The following is a 21,744-nucleotide window of genomic DNA, read 5'->3' on the forward strand; positions in this document are numbered from 1 at the left end:
ACTCAACTTTAGACGAAATCTAAGCTAGGATGGCTTCCTGCCAGCACCCAGGAGGCCATCCATGTACGAGCCGATACGCGCCAAGTCGGTCCACAGCACGATGGCCGGCACCCCCCACGACTTCCCCCACCGTTCCCGCGAGGAAGAGCTGGACATCCAGCTCGCGGGCCATCTCGCCGCGCTGCTCGCCGTCACCGACGAACTGCGCGCCACGGCACCCTCGGCCGCACTGGACACCGCGGCCGAACGGCTCACCGAGCAGGTCGCCCGCCTGCGGGGAGGACGTACGCCGACCCGCGCACCGGCGGCCACGACGGGCCGCGAGTCGAACGCGGCTGCCCTGCACCGGCGCGCCCACGCCCTCGCGGGCCGCGCCCTGGTCGTCGCCGCATCGCGCGCCGACACGGCGGCGGCGATCCTCGCCGCCGAACAGATGGACGCCCACGCCTCGGCCCTGGAGCCGCGCGCCCTCGCGTCTCACTGAGCCCTTCCGGGCTCCCCCCGACGGCCCCGGTCCGCGCGCACCCGCAGCGACGCGCGGACCGGGCGCCATGTCACCCCCTGATCAGCCCGCGTACGCCGATTCGCCCGCCGTACGGCGGATCTCCGGGAGCGCGGAGTAGAGCGCGGCGCCCGGGCACAGCGTGGCGTAGCCGTCGCGGTGGCCGGAGACGGTGTTCAGCGTGGCCTGCTCGCCGGTGTCGTAGACCCCGGTGTCGCCGGCGGCGGTCAGCGTCACCTTCGCCTCCGGGTCGACGTCGTGCAGGCCGAGTTTCCAGGCCGAGAGGTCGGCGATGGCCCGCTTGGCCGCGGCGGTCGGCGTGCCGCCGTTCTCGTAGTCGCCGAGGAGCGAGACACCGGCCGAGTAGCCGTTGAAGCCGTAGGTGTGGGCACCGCGGACCGGCTTGTCGGCGCCGCCCGCCCGGCCCTCGAAGACCGTGCCGCACTTGTCGACGAAGAAGTTGTAGCCGATGTCGTTCCAGCCGTTGGTCTCCACGTGGTACGTGAGGATGCCCCGGATGATGGCCGGCGAGTCGGCGCAGTCGTAGGCGTTGGTGCCCGCCGTGTGGTGCACGAAGACCGCGTCGACCTTGTCCAGGTAGGAGGGCGGGTCGGCGACGAGCGACTCGTCCGCGCCCCAGTCCGCGCGGCTGACGATCGCCGGGGCGGCGGGGGCGGCCGGTGACGTGGACGATGGGGACCCGCTCGGCTCCGGCTGGGCGCTCGACTCCGTCGTGGGCTCGGTGGTCGGGGCCGGAGTGGGGTCCATGGTCGGCTCCTCGCTCGGCGCCGGGGTGGCGGGGTCCTCCGTCGGCTCCTGCGTCGGTTCGGCCGAGGGCGCGGGGGCCGTGGGTTCCTCGCTCGGGCCGCTCGGCTCGGCGGTCGGCTCCTCGCTCGGTGCGGGCGCACTGGGTTCGGCCGTCGGCTCCTCGGAAGGGGCCGGTGCCTCCTCGGAGGGGGTCGGCTGCTCGGTGGCCGGGGCGTCCGTGGGTTCCCGGGTCGGCTCGGCCGGCTCCTCGGCCCCTGTGGTCGGCTCGGCGTCCTCGCCGGAGGGCGTGGCACTGACGGTGGCGGTGGCGCTCTCGCCGGTGCCGGGCTCGGCGGAGGGCTTGTCCTGGCCGTTTCCCTTGCCGTTGCCGCCCTTGCCCTGCCCCTTGCCGCCCTTGTCACCCGGGTCGATCATGTCGAGCCGCAGCGCGTCCGGCACGGCGGTCTCCTTGCCGCCGGCCACCACCCGGGCCTCGACCGCGTCCGACGGCCCCACCCACAGCGGCTCGGACGCACCCCGGACCCGTGAGGCGTCCCCTTCCTCCGTCTCCGGCGCCCGGATGCCGAAGTCGAGGTCGCGCCAGTCCGTCCAGGTGCCGCTCTCCGCGCTGCGGGTGCGGATCTGCGCGGTGCCCTCGAAGTCGTCGGCGCTGTCCTCCCAGGAGACGCCGACGAGGGAGAACAACTGCGTGTCCGTGCGCGGCAGTTCGCGCTTCTTCGGGTCCTTGCCGTCCAGCGCCAGCGTGTGCGCCTGCGCGGGACGGGACGTGTCGTCGCCGCCGCTCCCCCCGGAGCCGCCGGTCACCGACACCGCCGTCACCCCGGTACCTGCCAGGACGACGACCCCGGCCGCCAGCCAGATCGTGCGCTTCGACGCCTTCGAACGCCGTGCGCGGATTCCCCTCGGGCTCATGCCCACCCCTCGTGAAGTGTGTACGTCGTGATCAGTTGCCGTCGGCGGGCAGCTCGCCCGCGCAGGTGGCACGCCCGAACTCGCCCATGGCGGTGGCCCGCTGGACGTGCTTGCCGCGGATCGCGAGCGTGCAGCCCGCCTGTCCGCCCTTCTCACCGAGCACGACGGTCACGGTCGGCGCCTCACCGAGCGGCACCCGGACGGTGCGCTTCCAGGGCAGTTCGGCGTCCCGGACGACGGTGGCCTCACCGTTCTCGTCCCGGCCCAGGTAGGAGATCTCGACCGGGCCGTCCCCGGTGACCTCGTAGGTCACGGCGGCGGTCGGCGTGGTGGACGGCTTCGGCTCGTCCTCGCTGTCGAGCAGTCCGTAGCCGACGAGTCCGGCGCAGGCGAGCAGCAGGACGGCGGCGATCACCACACCGGCCCGGCCGCCGCTGCTCGCGTCCGCACCTTCGCCGTTCCCGGCATCGCTTTGTGCGCCGTTCTCTGTGCCGTTCTCTTTGTTTTCCGCGAGTTCATTGGCTGACATGAACGGGGCTCAGCTTTCCTGGTCCGGATCAATGCGGCATGCAACTGAAGTTGAACCGGGCGGTTATACACCACGCGGAGTGCGCCACGCGAGCGAGCGGACATAAAGGGTCGAATCAGCAGCGCTTGCGCCCATCAAATGCCCCGATTGTCCCATCACTTGACTTGTCGTCAGCGAGTTGGTCAATAATCCCGCCGCCGCGCCCCGCGACCGGTGTTTCACCTGCTCGCGTGGTGCTGCACAGCCATGCACCAAGCCGTGCGGAACTCTCCGCGACGGCTCGTTCGGCGCGCCCGTTTCGCGTTCGGCGGGAGGGGACGCCGATATCGAAAGGTAGACGCGTGAAGGTGCCGTACAGGAGATATCTCTCCTGTCTGGTGGTCGCGGCGACAGCGGGCGCGCTATTGCCGCAGGTCGCTTATGCGGCCCCGCCATCGGAGCCCGAAAAGGGCGATGACAAGGGGTTTTTCGATACTGTCTCCGGCTGGTTCGGGGACGACGAGAACGAAAAGCCCGAGCCGCCGTCGTACGGTGATCGGGGAGTGGCCGACCGGCAGAAACTGGCCAAGGGGACGAACGCTCCGAAGGCGAAGCGGGTCAAGGAACTGACCTCGCGCCGGACGCCGTCGGCCCGCTTCTGGCAGCTGTCCGACGGCCGGGTCGAGGCGGAGCTGACGGCCACCCCGACCTCGTACGAGGATCCGAAGGCCAAGTCCTGGAAGACGATCGACACCCGGGTGGCGGGGACGAAGGAAAAGGGCTTCGACTTCGCCAACACGACCAACACCGGCCGCAGCTGGTTCGGGTCCGACCCGGACCGGCTGTTGCGCTTCGAGGCCGGTGACGGGGGCCGGTCGGTCACCCTCGGCCTCGAGGGGGCGCGCGGCTCGCTGAAGCCGGCGGCCGAGGGCTCCACGGTCACCTACAAGGACGCGGTCGGCGGCGCCGATCTGTCCTACGTGGTCGGTCCGGGCCGGGTGAAGGAGAACATCACCCTGGCCGAGCGGCCGGACGGTCCGGTGTCCTACACCTTCACGCTGGCCACGGAGGGCCTGACGCCGAAGGCGCGCAAGGACGGCTCCATCGCGTTCTTCGGCGAACTGCCGAACACGCCGGTGCTGGTGATACCGGCCCCGTACATGACGGACGCGAGGAAGTCGGCGTCGTCGCCGTACGGGTACGACTACAGCGCCGCCGTCACGCAGAAGCTCCGGCGTGCGGATGACGGCTGGAAGCTGACCGTCACGCCGGACACGAAGTGGCTGGCTGCGAAGGAGCGGCAGTACCCGGTCGTCATCGACCCGACGATCACCATCGCGCCGTCGCCGTCCGGTTCGCAGGACACCATGGTCCTGTCCGACCAGCCGGGCGTGAACTTCAACTCCTCGTGGAAGCTGTCGGTGGGCAAGACGTCCTCGACGGCCAACTCCCGTTCGCTGCTGAAGTTCCCGCTGGACGAGATCCCGGACGGGGTGAAGGTCGACGGCGCCCGGCTGGGCGTCTACTTCGACCAGTCGCACACCACGAACGGCAACGACGTCACCATCGAGGCGCACCGGGCGACCGGCGCGTGGGACGAGTCGACGGCCACCTGGTCCACCACGTCCGGCCTGGTCGGCGAGCTGTCCGGCACCAGCGTCCAGGTGGACGACGGCGACGCGGGCACCACGGCCGCGACGGGCTCCTGGCCGGCATCCGGCTCCACGCTGACGCAGTACGCGATCGGCGAGGACTACCACTACAACAAGGACGCGGTCGCCGGGGACAAGTACACCTGGCAGCCCAGGATCACCGACACCGCCACCTACCGCGTCGACGTGCACTACGTCGCGGCCACCGACCGGGCGACGAACGCCCCGTACACGGTGACCCACCGGGACGGCACCGAGACCTTCACCGTCGACCAGTCGGCCGGCACCAACGGCGTCTGGAAGTCGCTGAACGGCGGCGGGCAGCTGCCGTTCGCCAAGGGCACGACCGGCAAGATCGTCCTCGGTGACGGACCGGCGTCGACGTCGACCGCGGTGCTCGCGGACGCCGTGCGTCTGGTGAACCCGGCCCAGATCGTGAAGAACAAGGGCGAGTACAACCAGTGGCACGAGTTCCCGGTCGCCGACACGGTGCAGAAGTGGGTGAGCGGCACCGCCGCCAACCACGGCTTCGTGCTGACGGCGAAGGACGAGTCCTCCACGGGCCCGCTGGGCGGCCCCCGCTACGAGGCCGGTGACGGCGACTACGGCGGCGAGACCTCGAGCATCCCCCGGCTGACGGTGACCTACGGCAAGGTGGGCACGTCGCTGAACTCGCCGACCGTGGTGCACTCCACGGGCCCGGAGCTGTCGTGGAAGGCGTACTCCAACACCAGTGGTGACGCCGGTCTCGACATCGTGGAGTACCAGCTGCACCGCTCGACGCAGCAGGCGTTCACGCCGTCGGCGGCCACGCTGATCGCGCCGATCGATGCGTCGGCCACGGCGTACACGGACACCACCGCGGTGCCGACCCCCGACTCGGCCGCCAACGAGATCGGCAAGTCGTACTACTACCAGATCGCGGTCAGGACCAAGAGCGGGGAACTGCTCGGGTCCCCGACCCGCGTCGTCGGCATCCCCAAGGCCGGCCGGACGATGAAGATCATCCAGGGCAGCCAGGGCGGCGTCACCGACACCACCCTGTCCTCCGCGCAGCCGTCCACCAACCAGGACACCATCCGGTCCTGGGACGTCGACCAGAAGTGGCTGAGCGTCGGCAACAACTCCGGCACCTACGGCAAGACCCGCACGGTGCTGAAGTTCCCCACCGACGACATCCCCTCCACCGCCACGGTGATCAACAACCGGATGTACATGTGGGGTGCGGAGACCACCACCGACACCGACGGGGCCATCTACGAGCTCCACGCCCTGACCCGGGACTTCTCCGAGACCCAGGCCACGTGGAACAACGCCACGTCCACCACCGCGTGGACCAGCGCGGGCGGTGACATGTCCGCCGCCGTGTCCGACACCGTGGCGAACATGTCGGAGGTCGGCCGGCACTGGTGGGACGCCACGAGCCTGATGCAGGGCTGGATCGACAACCCGTCCGGCAACAAGGGCGTCGCGGTCAAGCTGAAGGACGAGTCCGCCACCGGCCCGCAGGAGCGCACCCTGTTCCTGTCCGCCGAGGCCGCCGACCCCCAGCTGCGCCCGTACATGCAGGTCATCTACGTCGACTCCACCACGGAGGACACGTACTACGCCCCGCAGACACCGTCCCGGATGACCCCGAACACGACGTACACGGTGGACTTCACGGTCACCAACACCACCTCGTCGCAGTGGGCGGCCGGCGAGCGGGAGCTGTCGTACACCTGGAAGCTCCCCGACGGCACGGACGTCACCAACGGCGGCAACCAGCTCGCCACCCCGATCCCGGCGCTGCTGCCGGGCAAGTCGGCCACCATCCAGGCGAAGGTCTCCACCCCGGTCAACTCCGACTCGGGCAACAAGCGCGGCGAGTACGTGCTCGGCTGGGACGTCCGCACGATCGCCGACGGCAGCTGGCTGTCCTCCGGCACCAACGGCATCCCGTCGCTGAAGCAGAGCGTGGCGGTCGAGGACCCCACGTCCAACCAGCTCGGTCTGGAGAAGTTCTACTCCTACACCGGCAAGAACACCGGCGCCGGCTCCACGGTGATGAACAACCTGGCCTCCGGCAACAGCGTCTGGTCGTACAACGCGTTCACCAACCCCGGACGCGGCCTGACCACGTTCGCGCGCTTCTCCTACAACTCGCTCGACACGAGTGACACGGTCTCGGGCGCGGGCTGGTCGGCGCAGCTGGCGGGCCCCATCCGCCTGGGCGCGCCGCTGGACTTCCACCCCAACCCGAACCCGACCGAGGTCCGCCTCCCGGACGGTGACGGCACCACGCACGTCTTCCGCAAGGAGGCCGACGGCAGCTGGAAGGCCCCGGCGGGCGTCCACTACCGGCTGTCGATGAAGCCGGACCTGGACTGCAAGCCCACCAAGGACCCGGTCCCGGACGCCTGGACCCTGCTGCGCCCGGACGGCACGCGCTTCCTCTTCGGCTGCGACGGCTATCTGACGTCGACGGTCGACAAGAACGGCAACACGCAGACGTACACGTACGAGGAACGCAAGTCCAACAACAAGCCGACCAAGTTCCTCCGGTACATCACCGACCCGGCCGGCCGGAAGTCGCTGACCGTCGACTACTTCGACAAGGCCGACGCGCCCTTCCCGAAGGTCGTGGACCACGTCCGGTCGATGACCGACATCTCGGGCCGCAAGCTGACCTTCGAGTACTCGGACAAGGCGCTGCTGACGAAGCTGACCGACGGCGCGGGTTCGGCCCAGCCGAAGGTGTTCGCCTTCACCTACGACGCCACCCAGGGCAACAAGAACGTCAAGCTGGTCACCGTCACCGACCCGCGCGGCCACGGCACCGGCATGGCGTACCACGCCCCGCAGAGCGGTGACGACCCGAAGTACCACTGGTGGACCAAGACCCTCACCGACCGCCTCGGCGGCACCACGGGATACACGTACGCGGCGGACACCGCGAACCCCAAGTTCACCGACACCACCGTGACGGACGCCGAGTCCCACGCGACGAAGTACGTCACCGACGACTACGGCCGCCCCGTCCAGACCACCAACGCCAAGTCCCGGACCGTGAAGATGGCGTGGGACGCGGACAACAACGTCACCTACATCGAGGAGCCCAACGGCGCCAAGGCCGCGTACTGCTACGACCAGAAGACCGGCTACCCGCTCTGGTCGCGGGACGCGGAGAACAACAAGACGGGCGTGCCCGACCAGGAGACCGCCTGTGTGACGGACAGCTCCAAGTGGCCGGCCTCCGCGGCGACGTACGAGTACCAGACCCGCGCCGACGGCTACGCCGCCGACCTGTGGCGCAAGACCTCGCCCGAGGGCCGCGCCTGGCAGTTCGGCTACGACACGTTCGGCAACCTGACGAAGGTCACCGACCCCAAGGGCGTGGCGACGGCGACGGCCGACGACTACACCACGACGTACGAGTACAACTCCCACGGGCAGCTGACCAGGGCGACCGACGCCAACGGGAACCCGACGGTCAACAGCGATTTCGGGCCCACGGGGTACCCGGGGAAGATCACGGACGCGTTGGGTGAGCCGACGGCCTTCGTCTACGACGAACGCGGTCAGGTCACCGAGGTCACCGACGCACTGGGCAAGAGGACCACGCAGACGTACGACACGTTCGGCCGCCCGCTGGTCAGGACCGTGCCGAAGGACCAGGCAGGGGGCGAGCTCATCACGACGCCCGCGCCGACGTACGACGCCAACGACAACGTGACCGAGAAGACGGCTCCCAACGGGGCGGTCTCCACGGCGGTGTACGACGACGCGGACCAGCTGACCTCGGCGACCGCGCCCAAGGACACCACCTCGTCCGACGAGCGACGGAGCACCTACACCTACGACAAGGTCGGCAACCTCAGGACGACGACCGAGCCCAAGGGCACGCTGACCACGTCGGACACCGCCGACTACGTCACGACGAACCACTACGACGAGATCTACCAGCTCACCTCCGTGGTCAACGCGGACGGCGACAGGGTCAGCTACGAGTACGACAACGTCGGCAACGCCACCAAGGTCATCGACCCCAAGAAGAACGCGACGGCAGACACGTCCGACTTCACCTCCAAGAGCGTCTACGACCTGAACCACCGGGTCACCGCAGTAACGGACGCGGCGGGCAACACCACCAGCCGGACCTACGACAAGGACTCGCTGGTCACGTCGACCACGGACGCGGAGAACAACACCACGCTCATCGACTACGACGAGCGCGGCAAGACCACCGAGGTCAAGGTCCCGCACAGCGGTACCACGACGATCACCTACCGCACGACCCGGTACGAGTACGACGAGGTCGGCAACACCACCAAGGTGATCACCCCGCGGGCCGTCGAGGCCGGCACGACCACGGCGTTCACCGCCCGCACCGAGTACGACGCGCTCAACCGGCCCGTCAAGCAGTACCAGCCCTATGACCCGGCGGACACCCGCCACAACGACCCGAACGTCTACACCGAGACCGTGTACGACGAGGTCGGCCGGGTGGCGAAGACCTCGCTGCCGCCCTCCGAGGGCCAAACGGTCCGCAACTCCACGGCCTACGACTACTTCGACAACGGCTGGGTGAAGTCGTCCACGGACCCGTGGGACATCGCCACCACCTACGCATACAACGACCTGGGCCAGCAGACGGCCCGGACGTTGACGTCGGCAGGCGGTTCCTCCAACCGCACGATGACGTGGTCGTACTACCCCGATGGCAAGCTCAAGTCCCGTTCCGACGACGGTGTCCCGGTGGGCAGGTCGGTGGTCCTGGTGGACAACTCCGACACCCAGCACACCGCCGCCACCGGCACCTGGACGAAGGGAGACATCACCGGCCAGCAGGGCTACGACCACCGCGCCCACGCCGCCGGAACGGGCACGGACGCCTTCACGTGGACGCTGAACATCCCGGAGGACGGCACGTACACCGCGTACGTGAAGTACCCGGAGGTGACCGGCGCCGCGACCGCCGCGAAGTACACGCTCACCCACGGCACGACCACCGAACCGGCGGTCACCAAGGACCAGACGGCCGCTCCCGGCACCTGGGTCGGCCTCGGCGACTACACCCTCGAGCAGGGCGAGGACACCGAGCTGAAGCTGGAGCAGAGCGGCACCGGCATCGTGGTGGCCGACGCGGTCAAGCTGGTCCGTGACAACTCCGCCGACACCGACGACGAGAAGAAGACCTTCGCCTACGCCTACGACGTCAACGGCAATCTGACGTCGATCGACGACACGTCGTCCGGGGCACGGGTCGACGCGTACACCGTCGCCTACACGGGCCTCAACCAGGTCCGGAAGGTCACGGAGTCGCTCTCCGGCACGGAGAAGAAGGCGACGTCGTACACGTACGACGCCAACGGGCAACCGGAGACGGTCACCCACCCGAGCCAGTACTCCGCGTACACCTACGACCTGCGTGAGCTGGTCAAAACGGTGTCGGTCGGCAAGTCCGCCACGGACACCGACCCCAAGGTCACGTCGTACACGTACACCGTCCGCGGCCAGAAGCTCAAGGAGACCAAGGCCAACGACAACACCGTCGACAACACCTACTACCTCGACGGTTCCCTGAAGTCGACGGTCGAGAAGAAGGCGGACGGCACCACGCTGGTCGCCTCCCACACCTACGCCTACGACCCCAACGGCAACAAGGCGCAGGACGTCGCGAAGAAGATGAACGCCGACAACCACACGGCGCACCTCGACTCCACGACCGACTACTCCTACGACCCGGCCAACCGGCTCACCAAGTCGGTCAAGACGGGCAACGGCGCCGGCACGGAAACCTACATCCACGACGACAACGCCAACGTCATCAGCCAGACGGTCAAGGGCACGAGCACCACGTACCACTACGACCGCAACCGTCTCCTGAGCGCGACGACATCAGGAATCACCGCCGGCTACAACTACGATCCGTTCGGCCGCCAGCAGTCGGTGACGGCGCAGGACGAGGTCATCTCCCGCAGCGTGTACGACGGCTTCGACCACGTCGTGGAGTCCCAGAACATGGACGACACCGGCGCGATGAAGTCGACGACGTACACCTTCGACCCGCTGGACCGCACCGCGTCGAGGACTGCGGACGGCAAGACCACCGACTTCGAGTACCTCGGCATTTCCGGCGAGGTACTGAACGAGGAGGTCGCCGGCGAGCTGACGAAGTCGTACCAGTACAGCCCCTGGGGCGAGCGCCTGTCGCAGATCAAGCACAACACCGACGGCACGACGGAGGACGGCTACTACGGCTACAACAGCCACACCGACGTCGACACCCTGACGGACGACAACGGCAACACCAAGGCCACCTACGGCTACACCGCGTACGGATCCAACGACGTGTCCGAGTTCACCGGCATCGACAAGCCCGACGCGACCAGCCCCACCAAGGAGGACTACAACCCCTACCGTTACAACGCCAAGCGCTGGGACGCCCAGGCCGGCACCTACGACATGGGCTTCCGCGACTACGACCCGGGCCTGAACCGCTTCACCACCCGGGACATGTACAACGGTGCCCTCGCCGACATGGGGCTCGGTGTCGATCCTTTCACCGGTAACCGGTACGCGTTCGCCGGTGGCAACCCCTCGACGTTCATCGAAATCGACGGGCATTTTTCGTGGGATGACGTCTTCAGCACGGCCAGGGAAATCCTGAAGGGCGGCACTCGGGTTGCCGCCAAGCGGAATCCCGTCGGGAGCGCCATCGAAATCGGAAGCTGGATCTTCGGCTACGAGAATCCGATCGACAAGGGGCTCGACCATCTGCTCGGCACGGAAGTGGAAGGGCATTGGAACGCCCCGGAAAGCTTCGCCAACAAGGTGCGCTGCGAGCAGGATCCGAAAGAAGCAAGATTCCAGTACATGCCGTTGGACGGTGAAGGGCGTGCACAGGGGGCGACCGCGCTGATCTGCCCGACCGACCTCAAACCCCCGCTCGCCGACCGGGACACGGGTTCCGTGGACGTGTACGGGTTCCCGGACCCTGAGCAGAACACCCCCAGGTCGGGTAAGGGAAATATCTTCGACCGCGTACACATCGTGGGCGATAAGATGAGCGGCGACTGGATCAATGAGAACCTGTTCACCGGCTTCAAGCGCATGAACAGGAGCGGTATGCGGCGTTGCGAGATCAAGATGGAGAAGCAGCTCGCCGCCCAGAAATGGGTCATGTACACCGGGAAGGTAAACTACAGCCACACTACGGGAATAGCCGACAGCATCACCATGTCGGCATATACCGCTGACGGACCACTGTTCGAGAACGTTGTGGTCAAGAACATCACGGATTGGCAGACGACATGCTGAGGATCGAAGAGCTGGAGGCCGCGCTGCCGTCGATGACGCGATGGCGTGTTCACGGGGGGCGCGGCGTGAACTGGGCTGCCCTTGAGACGGAGCTCGGGTCGGCACTGCCCTCGGACTTCCGCTCGCTGGCGGAGGCGTATCCGGTCCTGGTCATCGGCGGGTTCCTGACTGTCTCCATTCCCCGGCCCGGCGCTGAGGCCTCCTGGGCGTCCGAGTCCAGGGAGGACGAGATCCTTCACGACCTGTACGAGATGGGCGACACCCAGGGCTACGTCCCCTTCCCACAACCGGGAGGCCTGCTCTCCTGGGCGGAATCGAACTCAGGGGACTCCTTCTACTGGAGGACAAGTCCCGAGGACCCGGACGCATGGCCCGTGGTCGTGCGCGGAGACAACGGAGACTGGTCGGAGTTCCCCGTCGGCGCTGTCGAATTTCTGACCGGCGTGTACCGGCGAACCCTCCACGTGCCCGGCATGCCCGGGGACTTTCCGGGTGACTCCCCAGAGGTGCTGAGCCTGAGCGACCTCATCGACTGATCTCAGCGGTGAGGTCCGGAGCCCAGGGGGTTGCGATGCGTTCGCAGCCCTCTGGGCACACCCGTTCACCCCAGTTACAGATTCATCCACCCGGTGTGCCGGCCCGCGCTGGAAGAATGGGCGGAGGAGACCATCGTTCGCTCAGCCCGTGCGACAGCGGAACTCCTGGGATCAGGACGCCCTCAGGTCGTCGAACTCGTCAGCATTCGCATCACGGATCTCCTGCTGAGATTCAGCGGACACGCGGTATCCCATGGAGAAAAGACAGAGAGGGAGGGGCGTTCGTGCAGTCGCGACGCGCAGGGCGCGGGCTGAGAGTGGCCGCCTGGGTGCTGGTTCCGCTGGGGCTGGTGCTGTTGCTGGGGGCCGCCGCCGGGATCGTGCGCACCGGTGTGCTGGACCGGGAGCGGATCACCGTCGCGGGTGATGCGATGCGACCCACGTACCCGCCGGGCGAGCAGTTGACCATTGAGCGCGTCGGCGAAGACGAGATACGCCGCGGCGACGTCGTCCTCGTCAGGGTGCCGGGGCGGTACGGGGGCGCACCGGCCTTGCAACGGGTGATCGGCCTGGGCGGAGACCGCGTGGAGTCCCGCGACGGTACGCGCGTCGCGGTGAACGGCAAGGAGATCGACGAACCGTATGTGAAGCGCGACAAGTTCGCCTCGGCAGGGGCTGCGTACGACGTGACCGTCCCGGAGGGGCGGCTGTTCCTCCTCGGGGATCACCGAGCCGTCGCCAATGACTCGCGCTCGTTCCTCAGCGAACAGTCGGGGAGCATCGCGGCCTCCGACGTGCGCGGCCGCGTCCGGACCGAGTCGGCCACGGCACTGTGGCCACTGGCCCTGGGAGCCTTCGGAGCCCTGCTGGCGCTGACCGGGGTCGGACTGGGCATCGGGGGGTGCCTGACCGGGCGGCGCTCCCGGAGCGCGGATGCGGCAGTGCCGCCATGGACTGGCCGCCCATGAGAACCGGAGACCGCGACGATCGGTCCGGCCCGGCACCGGACATCAGCTCTCGCGCCCTGATGTGGGGGCCGGCCAATTTCACCGGGATGCCTCCCGGGCGGCTGCTCCTGGAAGGAGTCCTCCTGGGGGTGGGGCTTTCCGTGCTCATCGTCGCCTGCGCGGTCGCCGGCGCCCTGACCGGCCACCGTCTGCCGGCTCTCGTGGCCGGACTCGTCCTCGCGCTCGGTACCGCCGCGTACCTGTTCCTCACCCATGCCGGCCGCGTCCTGCTGACCGCGGTGGCCCTACTGGGCGCCGTGCTCTCCTGGTGGGTGCCGCGCGTCACCGCCGAAGCCGTCCTGGCCGAACGCGGTGAGACCCGCGGCGTCGTCGTGACCGAGGTGCACGAGCACCGTTACGAGGGCCGGGACTACGTCAAGAACTCATGCACCACCGAGCTGCCGGACGGAACCCCCGTCGAGGCGGAGGCATGGCGAAGCTGCACCCTCTCCACCGAGCCCGGCGACCGCCTCTCGATGGTCTTCGACCCTCAAGGGGTCTTCGAGCCGACGGACCGTGTCCTGCCCGGCTCCGCGGCAGAGGCCGCCTGGCGCCCAGCAGGCATCGCACTGCTGCTGGCCGCCATGTGCTGCGTAGCCGTCGTACGGTCACAGCCCTAGCGAGAACTCGCCGGGGATCACGGGAGACAGACAGGGAGGGGCATGCGTGCAGTCGCGAAGGAGGGGACGCGCGGCCGAGCAGCTGCCGGGATACCGCTCGGCGGCCGCTCTCGGCCTCGTCCTCACCGGAGTGCTGGTCGCCGGATGCGGCACCGATGCCGGTTCGACGCCGGAGGACGGCGTCCGGCGGGACGCGAGGGTCATCCGGCAGTACTTTCCGGAACTGGGCGACTTCGAAGAGGTCGTGTGGACGGGTGAGCTACTGGGTGACGCCAGGTCCTCGGTGCCCGGGCCCTCGGACTTCCGGGTCTCCGGGATGATCCGGCTGGCCTCGTCCGACACCCGGCGGCTGCGGAGCGAGTACACATGGCAGAACGGCCCGGGTCGCCCGGGGGTACTCGCCGGCATCCGCCCGCACCTTCCCGGCCAGGCCGACTGGAGGACCAGTGACGAGTTCACCGCAACAGTCACCGAGGGTCGTTACGCCGGATCCTTCCACGTGGATTTCCAGAAGAACACTCTCGTATTCGATGCGATGAATCCCAGGAAGAAGGCGTGAGTCCCGCCGTGAAGGCAACGCTCGCAGACATACGGGCCTGTTGGGCGAACCCCGCTTCAACTGGTCGGATCCGGCGCCATGGACCGAACTGGAACAGGAACTCGGTACGCACCATCTGGGTGAAGAGATCAGAGGGGATCTCGAACTCTGGCGCGCGTTCCGGACGGGCCCTCGTCGCCCTGGCGTGTGGTGGTCCAGGAGTTCGACAGTCCGGCCTGGACTCTGTACGAGATGACATTCAGCGAGTGGCTGCTGGACTACCTCCGGGGAAGGGACGTCACGTTGTGTTCACGCAACCGGGCGCCCGACGGCCCTTTCTGGGAGTTCCTGGCGTGAGCATCGCCTCGGCGACCTCGTCGACCGCCGTCTCAGGAATCGCGGTGGCGGCCTCCTCGAGGACGAGCAGGCGCGCCCCGGGGATCTCGCGCGCGATCGCCTCCGCGTTGCCCACGGGGAAGAACCGGTCGCGGCGGCCGTGGACGACGAGTGTGGGCACCTTGATCTCGGGCAGGCGCTCGCGCCAGCGGGGTGTGCAGTCGAGCCTGGAGAACACCATGCCCAGCTGGTTGGCCATCTGGACCGCTGGTGCGGTGCTGGGCGTACGGTCCCAGATGCGCGCGGCGACGGCGCGTGCCGCATCCGCGTCGTCGCCGAGGACCTCCGCACCGGCGGCGGCGAAGTCCGCGACAGCCTCGCGGTCGCTCCAATCGGGCATCGCGTGCGCGAACAGACGGCTCATCGTCGCCCGGTCATGGTCGGGGAGGTCGTCGTCGGGCGGGCCGGGGGCGACCGCGCGGGTGCCGACCAGCGTGAGCGCGGAGAAGGCGCCCGGATAATCGAGCGCGGCCACCTGCGCGACCATTCCGCCGACGCCGATCCCCGCGAGGTGAGCGGGCCCGCCTCCGAGCGCGCCAGTGAGGGCCGCCGCGTCGGCGGCGAGGTCGCGCAGGGTGTAGGCGGGCGCCTCCGGATCAGCCGTCGTCGACTCCCCGCTGTCACGCAGGTCGTAGCGCACCGCACGGCGCCCGCCGGCGGCGAGGCGCTCGCAGAGCGCGTCGGGCCAGGAGAGCATCGTCGTCCCGCCGACGAGCAGGACGAGTGGTGCACCCTGGTCACCGAACGACTCGATGCCCAAGGCGATCCCATTGGCGTTGACGGTGGTGGTGATTCGAGTCATGACACGGCAGACTCCCTCCCCCGCCCGAACTCATCGCCCGCGCGCCGGTCGGCGTCAGTGGCCGGCCCTGTGCGCGCTCCTGATCACACCCGGGAGGCATCCAGTTCCATGGAAACCGCCACCAGCCGGTCGCTGAAAGAGCCGCCGGCCGCCGTACCGGCGCGGTATGCGCGGATCGCCGGGTCGGTGAGGGTGAGCGTCAGCACCGGGCAGTCCGCGGCGTCGTTGGTGTGCTCGGGCGAGCAACTGTTGACGTCGAGCAGGCTGCGGCCCGGACACACGGCTCCGGCGGGCAACTCCACCTCCAGGAGCAGCTCCTCGCCCGGCTCGATCCGGAAACGGCCGGACTCCGGGATGTCCACCGGCTTGCCCATGAAACCGCCGTCCACGACGGTCGCGGTGAGACCGCGGGCGGATGCGCGGACGCCCTCACCGTGCGGGCCGTAGAGGTCGAGCGTGACGCTGCCTTCACCCACGGGTGCGTCGAGCACCAGGTGACGGTCGCCCGCCCGGATGGCCGCGTGGACGGTGAAGCGGGGTTCACCCGGCGTCTTCGACCCCGGGTCGTAGTAGCCCAAGCTCCTGAGCACCAGCTGGGGATCCCTGCCCCGCTCGCCTTTCCCCCGTGGTTCAGGGCGCGGCCATTCGTTCACACCGCATTTCGAGAGCTGGGCCGTGCCGCCGGAGGAGAGCGGACGGTCCCGCAACGGCTCGGTGGCGGCCTGCCAGTCCACGGCTGCGCGCGGCTCGGGCGCGGTGGCGGAGTACGTCAGTACCAGCAGACCCACGACGGGAACGGCGAGGATCAGCCAGGAACGCAGGGAAGCGCGGAACACTCAGTCACGCCCTCGCGCTCGGCGGACCGCCCCGGCACCGTCACCGGGCCGTCCGCGGTCGTCGGCCCGGGGAAGCAATTCCATGGCGTTCATGATTCTTTCTGCGCACGCGGCGGCAAGAACGTCACTGGAGGGCGGCTCGCCGGCCACGGTGGCCGTGAACAACTCGGACGGGCAAACGACATGCTGAGGATCGAAGAACTGGAGGCCGCGCTGCCGTCGATGACGCGATGGCGTGTGCGTGGGGGACGCGGGACTCCTTCTACTGGAGGACGAGTTCCGCGGATCCGGACACATGGCCGGCAGTCGTGCGCGGAGACAACGGAGACTGGTCGGAGTTCCCGGTCGGCACCGTCGACCGAAGTGGCCGACCGCGCCGGCCTCACCCAGGCCGAGATCTCCCGGAGAGAAGGTTCCGACACCGTCCCCACGCTGCCGCTGCTCGCCAAGCCGGCAAAGGCCCTCGACGCGACGCTGAACATCGCCTTGGACGACGACGACACCCGCGTGACCTTCACCGCCAACGGAACCGACGCAGCCTGACCGGGGACCGCTCGGCCGCTCGGGGTCAGGGGCGGAGGAACGTGTGGTTCAGGTGGGCCGTGGCCAGGAGGTGGCCGTGGTCGCGGGCGTCAGCCAGGAGGGCGTGGCGGGTGCGGCGGGCCGTGGTCGGGTCGTCCTCCAGGCGGTAGGCGACGTCCGGTGCGGCCAGCTGGACCGCGTGGACCAGGACGTCACCGGTGATCATGATGCTGTGCCGCCCGCCGTCGACGAGAACGGACTGGTGGCCCGGGGTGTGGCCGGGCGTCGGCACGGCGGTCAGCCCCGCGCAGCCCGGGTGGCCCTGCACCTTCACCCGGCCGTCGACCGGGTGCAGCAGTCCGGCCCGGCGCAGGGGCTCGACCACGTACGACAGGGCGCTGTCGCCGGCGTCCAGGGCCGCGATCTCCGTGCGCTGGACCAGGTGGCGGGCGCCCGGGAACATCGGGGTGCCCTCCGGGTCGACCGTCCAGCCGAAGTGGTCCTCGTGGAGGTGGGTCAGGATCACCGTGTCCACGTCGTCGCGCTCGATGCCCGCGTGCCCGAGGACCGACGGGAGGCGGCCCGGCACCGGCGCCCAGTCCGACGCGGGGCTGCCGGCCGGGCCGATGCCGGTGTCGACGAGGGTGATGCGGCCGCCGGGCCTGCGGACGGCGTAGCAGCGGAAGTCGAGTTCCCAGGTGTCGTCCGGGCCGAAGGCCGCCGGGTCGAGCCGCCGCGCGCGTGCCCAGTCCGCGTCGGTCGCGTCGGGGAAGACGCCCTGCTGTGTGCCGGGGAAGGTGCCGTGGGCGTCGAGGAGCGCCATCACCTCGTACGGGCCGGCGTGGCGCGTGATGACGCGTGGGGTGCCGGTGCGGTGGTGGGACGCGGCGGCCGTCTGCGTGCCGCCGGCCCATGCGGCGAGCGTGCCGGCGCCGACGGCCGCGGCGCCGCGCAGGACTCCGCGGCGGGACGGAACGACATGTTGAGACATGGTCTCCCCCTGTGCTGGGTTCGGGTCGCGATGTGTGACCGTCATCGTGCGAGGGGTCGGGCTACCGGCGCTTGTACGTTCGTGTCCGGTTCGCGGCGTCCGAGGCAAGGAGTGCGAGTCCTACGATGCCCGCATGGCCGGGGACCGACGGGTGCACCTGTGCGAGGACGACGTCCTGCTCGCCGACGTGCGCTGCGGCAGCACCGCGCACGACTGGACGCCGCCCCGGCCGGCTCCCGTGTTCGGTCTGGTGCTGCTCAGGGACGGGGTGCTGCGGGCCCGGGTCGACGGGGTGGAACAGGTGCTGGACGCGGGCGCCGTGTACGTCGAACGGCTCGGCGCCGAGCAGCAGTTCGCGCATCCGCTCGGCCCGGACGCGTACACCGAGATCGTCCTCTCCGAGCCCCGGGTCGCCGACTTGCTGGGCGGTGATCCCACGGTCCCGGAAGGGCTCGTGATGGTGACGCCGGAGCTGGCGCTCGCGCACCGTGTGCTGCTGTCCCTCGCCCGCAGGGGCGGTGACTCCTTCGAGCTGGGTGAGCACACGGTACGCCTCGCGGCCGGGGTCTTCGCACGGCTCGCGCCCGCCCGCGTCGCCTCCGGCCGCCCCGCCTCCGCCGCCGCGCGCCGGCGTCTGGCCGACGACGCGCGTGCCGCGCTGGCCGCCGAACCGACGCTGGGACTGGCCGCGTTGGGTCAGGCCGTGGGGGCGTCGCCGCACCATCTGAGCCGGGTCTTCACCGCCGTCACCGGGAGCACGTTGTCCGCACACCGCGAGCGGCTGCGCCTCGCCCGCGTGCTGGACCGCCTCGCCGAGGGCGAGCGGGACCTGGCGGGCCTGGCGACGGAGCTCGGCTACACCGACCAGTCCCACATGACCCGCGCCGTCCGCCGTGCGGCGGGGCTCCCTCCCGGGCGGCTGCGCGCCCTGCTGGCGTAGTTTCGGGGGAAACGGCCGTCACGGCAGGCCCCACGGGGCGCCACAGGCGAGGAGCGGGACATGGACGACGGGCGGGACACGGCCCAGCGGCTGCGGGCGATCTGCGACGAGCTGTCGGAGCGCTTCTACGAGCGGGCGGACGTCGTACGGACGCTGGCGGTGACGCTGCTGGCCGGGCAGCACTCGCTGGTGCTCGGACCGCCCGGGACCGCGAAGTCGGAGCTGGCGCGGGAGCTGACGGGCCGGATCGAGGGGGCCGCGTACTGGGAGATCCTGCTGTCGAAGTTCACCGCGCCGACGCGGATGTTCGGCCCGATCGACGTGGCCGCGCTGGCCCGGGGCGAGTACCGGCAGGTGTACGACGGGCGGGCGACCACCGCGCATGTCGCGTTCATCGACGAGATCTTCAAGTGCTCGACGGCCGCGCTCAACGAGACACTGGGCTACCTCAACGAGCGGATCTACCACCCCGAGAACGGCGGGGCCCCGATCCGCTGCCCGCTGATCGGGGCGATCACCGCGAGCAACGAGCTGCCGGACGGGGAGGATTCGGCCGCGATCTACGACCGGCTGCTGGTCCGGATCGAGGTCGGGTATCTGGAGGACCCCTCGAACTTCGCCGCCCTGGTGCGTTCCGCCGTCGGCCGCCCCGCGGCACTGCAGCCCCCGACCACCGTGGAACTGGCCGCGCTGCGGCACGCGGTGACCGAGGGTGTCCCGGCCGTGGACGTGCCCGACATGATCGTGGACGCGGTGGTGACGCTGCGGGCCGCGCTGCGCCGCAAGGAGCTCGTCGCCTCCGACCGCCGGTGGCGGCAGGCGGTGGGCCTGCTCCAGGCATCCGCCTACCTCGACGGGCGTACCGCGGTGGCGGAGACCGATCTGTCGGTGCTGACGCATGTGCTGTGGGACTCCCCAACCCAACGCCCGCTCGTCGAGCGGGAGGTATTGCACCTGGTCAACCCGGACGCCAAGGAGGCGCTCGATCTGGCGGACACCATCGAGGAGCTGGAGGCGCAGCTCGACGCCATGGCCGGGCAGTCCCGGGAGGCGCTCAGCGAGTGGGTCATCAAGAACGCCCACGGCAAGCTCGCCATGGCGGGGAAACGGCTGGAGCGGATGCGCGAGGAGGCGGCGAGCGCCGGACGTTCCACCGCCGCCATCGACCGGGTCACCGGCCGTCAGCGCGCCGTCCGCGCCCGCGTCCTCACCGAGGCGCTCGGTATGGACGCGAGCATGGTGCAGGCCGAGCTCTGAGGCGGCGCGGTGAGTGAGAGGTACAGCAGCGGTCTGGGCGAGCTGGCGGGCCGCTCCGGGACGTGGCTGGCGCTGTCCGCCGCCGCTGCCTCGCGGCACACGGCGGCCGTGGTCGCGGGCCCGTTCGACCGGGTCGCGTGGCGGGATGTGTACGAGCGGTCGGCGGGGCTGCGGGAGCTGGCGACGGAGCTGGACCCGCGCCACGCCCACACCACCGACCTCCTGACGGACGTGTTCCTGGCCGCGTACCAGGCAATCCCCCGATTGCGCGACCGTGCGGAGATGGCCCCCTCCCACCTGGTCAACCACCAGGTCGTCGCCGCACTGCTGCAGTCACCGGAGTTCGCCGCACTGCACCGGGAGACGGCCGGCGACTCCTACGCGGCCGCCATGGCCGTACTCGCCCAGGCCTCCGTACTGCGCGGGCTCCTGGAACGCTCCCGGGACGCCCGAGAGCGGGCAGGGCAGGCCGACCGGGCCCAGCAGGAGGCCGTGACCACCGCGACCGCCGTGAGCGAGGCGCTCCGGCAGGCCGCCGAGGAGGCCGGCCCGGACGGCACCGTTCCCGACCCAGCCGCCGACGCCGTACGCCGGGCGATCGAGACGGCGGAAGCCGCCGAAGCCGCCGCCCGGCAGGAGGCCCGGGCCGCCGCGCAGGCCCTCGCGGCGGCCCTCCCCGGCATCCGTGCCGCCGCCCGGAACGCGACGGCGACGGCGGCCGAGGCCGTCCGGCAGGAGGCGGAGCTGATGCGCGCGTGGGGCGTCGGTGCCGGTGAACTGGAACGGATGCCGTTCGACGAGCGTGCCCGGCTGGCCGAGCGGCTGCGCGCCGGTCGGCTGGCCCGGTGGGCCGAACTGATCGGCCGTTTCCGGCAGATGGCCGACGGTGAGCGGGCCCGTAAGGTGGAGAACGCCACGGGGGAACTGGTCGGCGTCACCCTCGGCGACGATCTGTCCCGGGTCATCCCTTCCGAACTGGCGGTTCTCGGGGTGCCGGAACTGCGTGCGGTGTTCGCCGCGCGGTACGCGGCCGGGGAGCTGATGCTCTATGACACCCGGGGCGAGCAGAGCACCGGTCGCGGTGCCGTCATCGCGTGCGTGGACACCTCGCACTCCATGTACGCGGAGGGGCCGGGTGGTATCACCCGGGAGGCCTGGTCCAAGGCGTGCGCGCTGGCGCTGCTCGACCAGGCCCGCCACGCCGGCCGGGACTTCGTCGGCATCCTCTTCTCCGCCGCCGACAAGATCCAGGTGTTCCGCTTCCCGGGCGACCGGCCCGCCGACATCACGCATGTCCTCGACTTCGCGGAGACCTTCCTCGGCGGCGGCACCGACTTCCAGCGTCCGCTGGGCACGGCCGCCGGGCTGCTGGAGGATGAGTTCGACGACACGGCCCGCGGGCGCGGGGACATCGTTCTGATCACCGACGACGCGTGCGAGGTCTCGGAGAAGTGGACGCGCGCCTGGAACGACGCCAAGCACCGCCTGGGCTTCCGCCTCTTCGGTGTGGCCGTCGCCACCCCGGACACCGCGACCGCGTCCGGCTCGGTCCTGGAGTCCCTGTGCGACAACCTCCGCACCATCGACGACCTGACGGACGTCCACACCACGGCCGACCTGTTCCGCGTGATCTGACCCGACTCGTCTCCCAGTGG

General features: G+C 69.9%; 15 protein-coding genes. 10 read left to right on the forward strand and 5 right to left on the reverse strand.

All coding sequences use genetic code 11. The annotated features are described in order from the left end of the window. Positions 1-61 precede the first annotated feature (61 nt). Entirely contained in the window at positions 62-484 is a 423-nt protein-coding gene (locus ACZ44S_RS30595) for an SCO4983 family protein (protein ID WP_466934565.1), read from the forward strand. A gap of 81 nt (positions 485-565) precedes the next feature. Here ACZ44S_RS30595 and ACZ44S_RS30600 read toward each other — a convergent pair whose 3' ends face one another. Both ACZ44S_RS30600 and ACZ44S_RS30605 read right to left on the reverse strand, forming a co-directional pair. Next, a complete protein-coding gene (locus tag ACZ44S_RS30600; RefSeq protein ID WP_466934567.1) occupies positions 566-2,182 on the reverse strand; it encodes an N-acetylmuramoyl-L-alanine amidase in 1,617 nt (538 codons plus the stop codon). Between the two features lie 31 nt (positions 2,183-2,213). Then, entirely contained in the window at positions 2,214-2,711 is a 498-nt protein-coding gene (locus ACZ44S_RS30605; RefSeq protein ID WP_466934569.1) for an MmpS family transport accessory protein, read from the reverse strand. 1,346 nt (positions 2,712-4,057) lie between these two features. Between ACZ44S_RS30605 and ACZ44S_RS30610 the strand changes: the two genes are divergently transcribed. The 5 genes from ACZ44S_RS30610 (at position 4,058) to ACZ44S_RS30630 (ending at position 14,366) form a co-directional block, all read left to right on the forward strand. Beyond that, a complete protein-coding gene (locus tag ACZ44S_RS30610; protein ID WP_466934714.1) occupies positions 4,058-11,644 on the forward strand; it encodes a golvesin C-terminal-like domain-containing protein in 7,587 nt (2,528 codons plus the stop codon). Further along, positions 11,638-12,180, forward strand: a complete 543-nt coding sequence (locus ACZ44S_RS30615; protein ID WP_466934571.1) for an SMI1/KNR4 family protein — start codon at positions 11,638-11,640, stop codon at positions 12,178-12,180. The genes ACZ44S_RS30610 and ACZ44S_RS30615 overlap by 7 nt, the downstream gene beginning before the upstream one ends. A 284-nt stretch (positions 12,181-12,464) precedes the next feature. After that, on the forward strand, positions 12,465-13,148 hold the full coding sequence (gene lepB / locus ACZ44S_RS30620) for a signal peptidase I (protein WP_466934574.1): 684 nt from the start codon (positions 12,465-12,467) through the stop codon (positions 13,146-13,148). Between the two features lie 128 nt (positions 13,149-13,276). After that, entirely contained in the window at positions 13,277-13,807 is a 531-nt protein-coding gene (locus ACZ44S_RS30625) for a hypothetical protein (RefSeq protein ID WP_466934576.1), read from the forward strand. A gap of 46 nt (positions 13,808-13,853) precedes the next feature. Then, positions 13,854-14,366 carry a hypothetical protein gene (locus ACZ44S_RS30630; RefSeq protein WP_466934579.1) on the forward strand — a complete coding sequence of 171 codons (513 nt, stop codon included), beginning with the start codon at positions 13,854-13,856 and terminating at the stop codon, positions 14,364-14,366. A gap of 277 nt (positions 14,367-14,643) precedes the next feature. On the opposite strand, the gene ACZ44S_RS30635 is transcribed toward ACZ44S_RS30630, so the two are convergent. After that, positions 14,644-15,543: an alpha/beta fold hydrolase gene (locus ACZ44S_RS30635; RefSeq protein WP_466934582.1), complete on the reverse strand. Its 900-nt coding sequence runs from the start codon at positions 15,541-15,543 to the stop codon at positions 14,644-14,646. Positions 15,544-15,626: 83 nt separating this feature from the next. Further along, on the reverse strand, positions 15,627-16,379 hold the full coding sequence (locus ACZ44S_RS30640) for a hypothetical protein (protein WP_466934585.1): 753 nt from the start codon (positions 16,377-16,379) through the stop codon (positions 15,627-15,629). Positions 16,380-16,742: 363 nt separating this feature from the next. Here ACZ44S_RS30640 and ACZ44S_RS30645 point away from each other — a divergent pair, with 363 nt between their 5' ends. Then, positions 16,743-16,922, forward strand: a complete 180-nt coding sequence (locus tag ACZ44S_RS30645; RefSeq protein ID WP_466934587.1) for a hypothetical protein — start codon at positions 16,743-16,745, stop codon at positions 16,920-16,922. Between the two features lie 25 nt (positions 16,923-16,947). Here ACZ44S_RS30645 and ACZ44S_RS30650 read toward each other — a convergent pair whose 3' ends face one another. Beyond that, positions 16,948-17,892 carry an MBL fold metallo-hydrolase gene (locus tag ACZ44S_RS30650; RefSeq protein WP_466934590.1) on the reverse strand — a complete coding sequence of 315 codons (945 nt, stop codon included), beginning with the start codon at positions 17,890-17,892 and terminating at the stop codon, positions 16,948-16,950. 133 nt (positions 17,893-18,025) lie between these two features. Between ACZ44S_RS30650 and ACZ44S_RS30655 the strand changes: the two genes are divergently transcribed. From ACZ44S_RS30655 to ACZ44S_RS30665, 3 genes are read left to right on the forward strand one after another with little or no spacing between them, the layout of a single operon-like run. Then, positions 18,026-18,832 (forward strand): helix-turn-helix domain-containing protein, encoded by an 807-nt coding sequence (locus ACZ44S_RS30655; protein WP_466934591.1) that lies wholly within the window; start codon positions 18,026-18,028, stop codon positions 18,830-18,832. Positions 18,833-18,892: 60 nt separating this feature from the next. Then, positions 18,893-20,089 (forward strand): AAA family ATPase, encoded by a 1,197-nt coding sequence (locus tag ACZ44S_RS30660; RefSeq protein ID WP_466934593.1) that lies wholly within the window; start codon positions 18,893-18,895, stop codon positions 20,087-20,089. 9 nt (positions 20,090-20,098) lie between these two features. Further along, on the forward strand, positions 20,099-21,724 hold the full coding sequence (locus tag ACZ44S_RS30665; RefSeq protein ID WP_466934595.1) for a VWA domain-containing protein: 1,626 nt from the start codon (positions 20,099-20,101) through the stop codon (positions 21,722-21,724). Positions 21,725-21,744: the final 20 nt, after the last annotated feature.

It is taken from the genome of Streptomyces malachitofuscus (assembly GCF_055571035.1).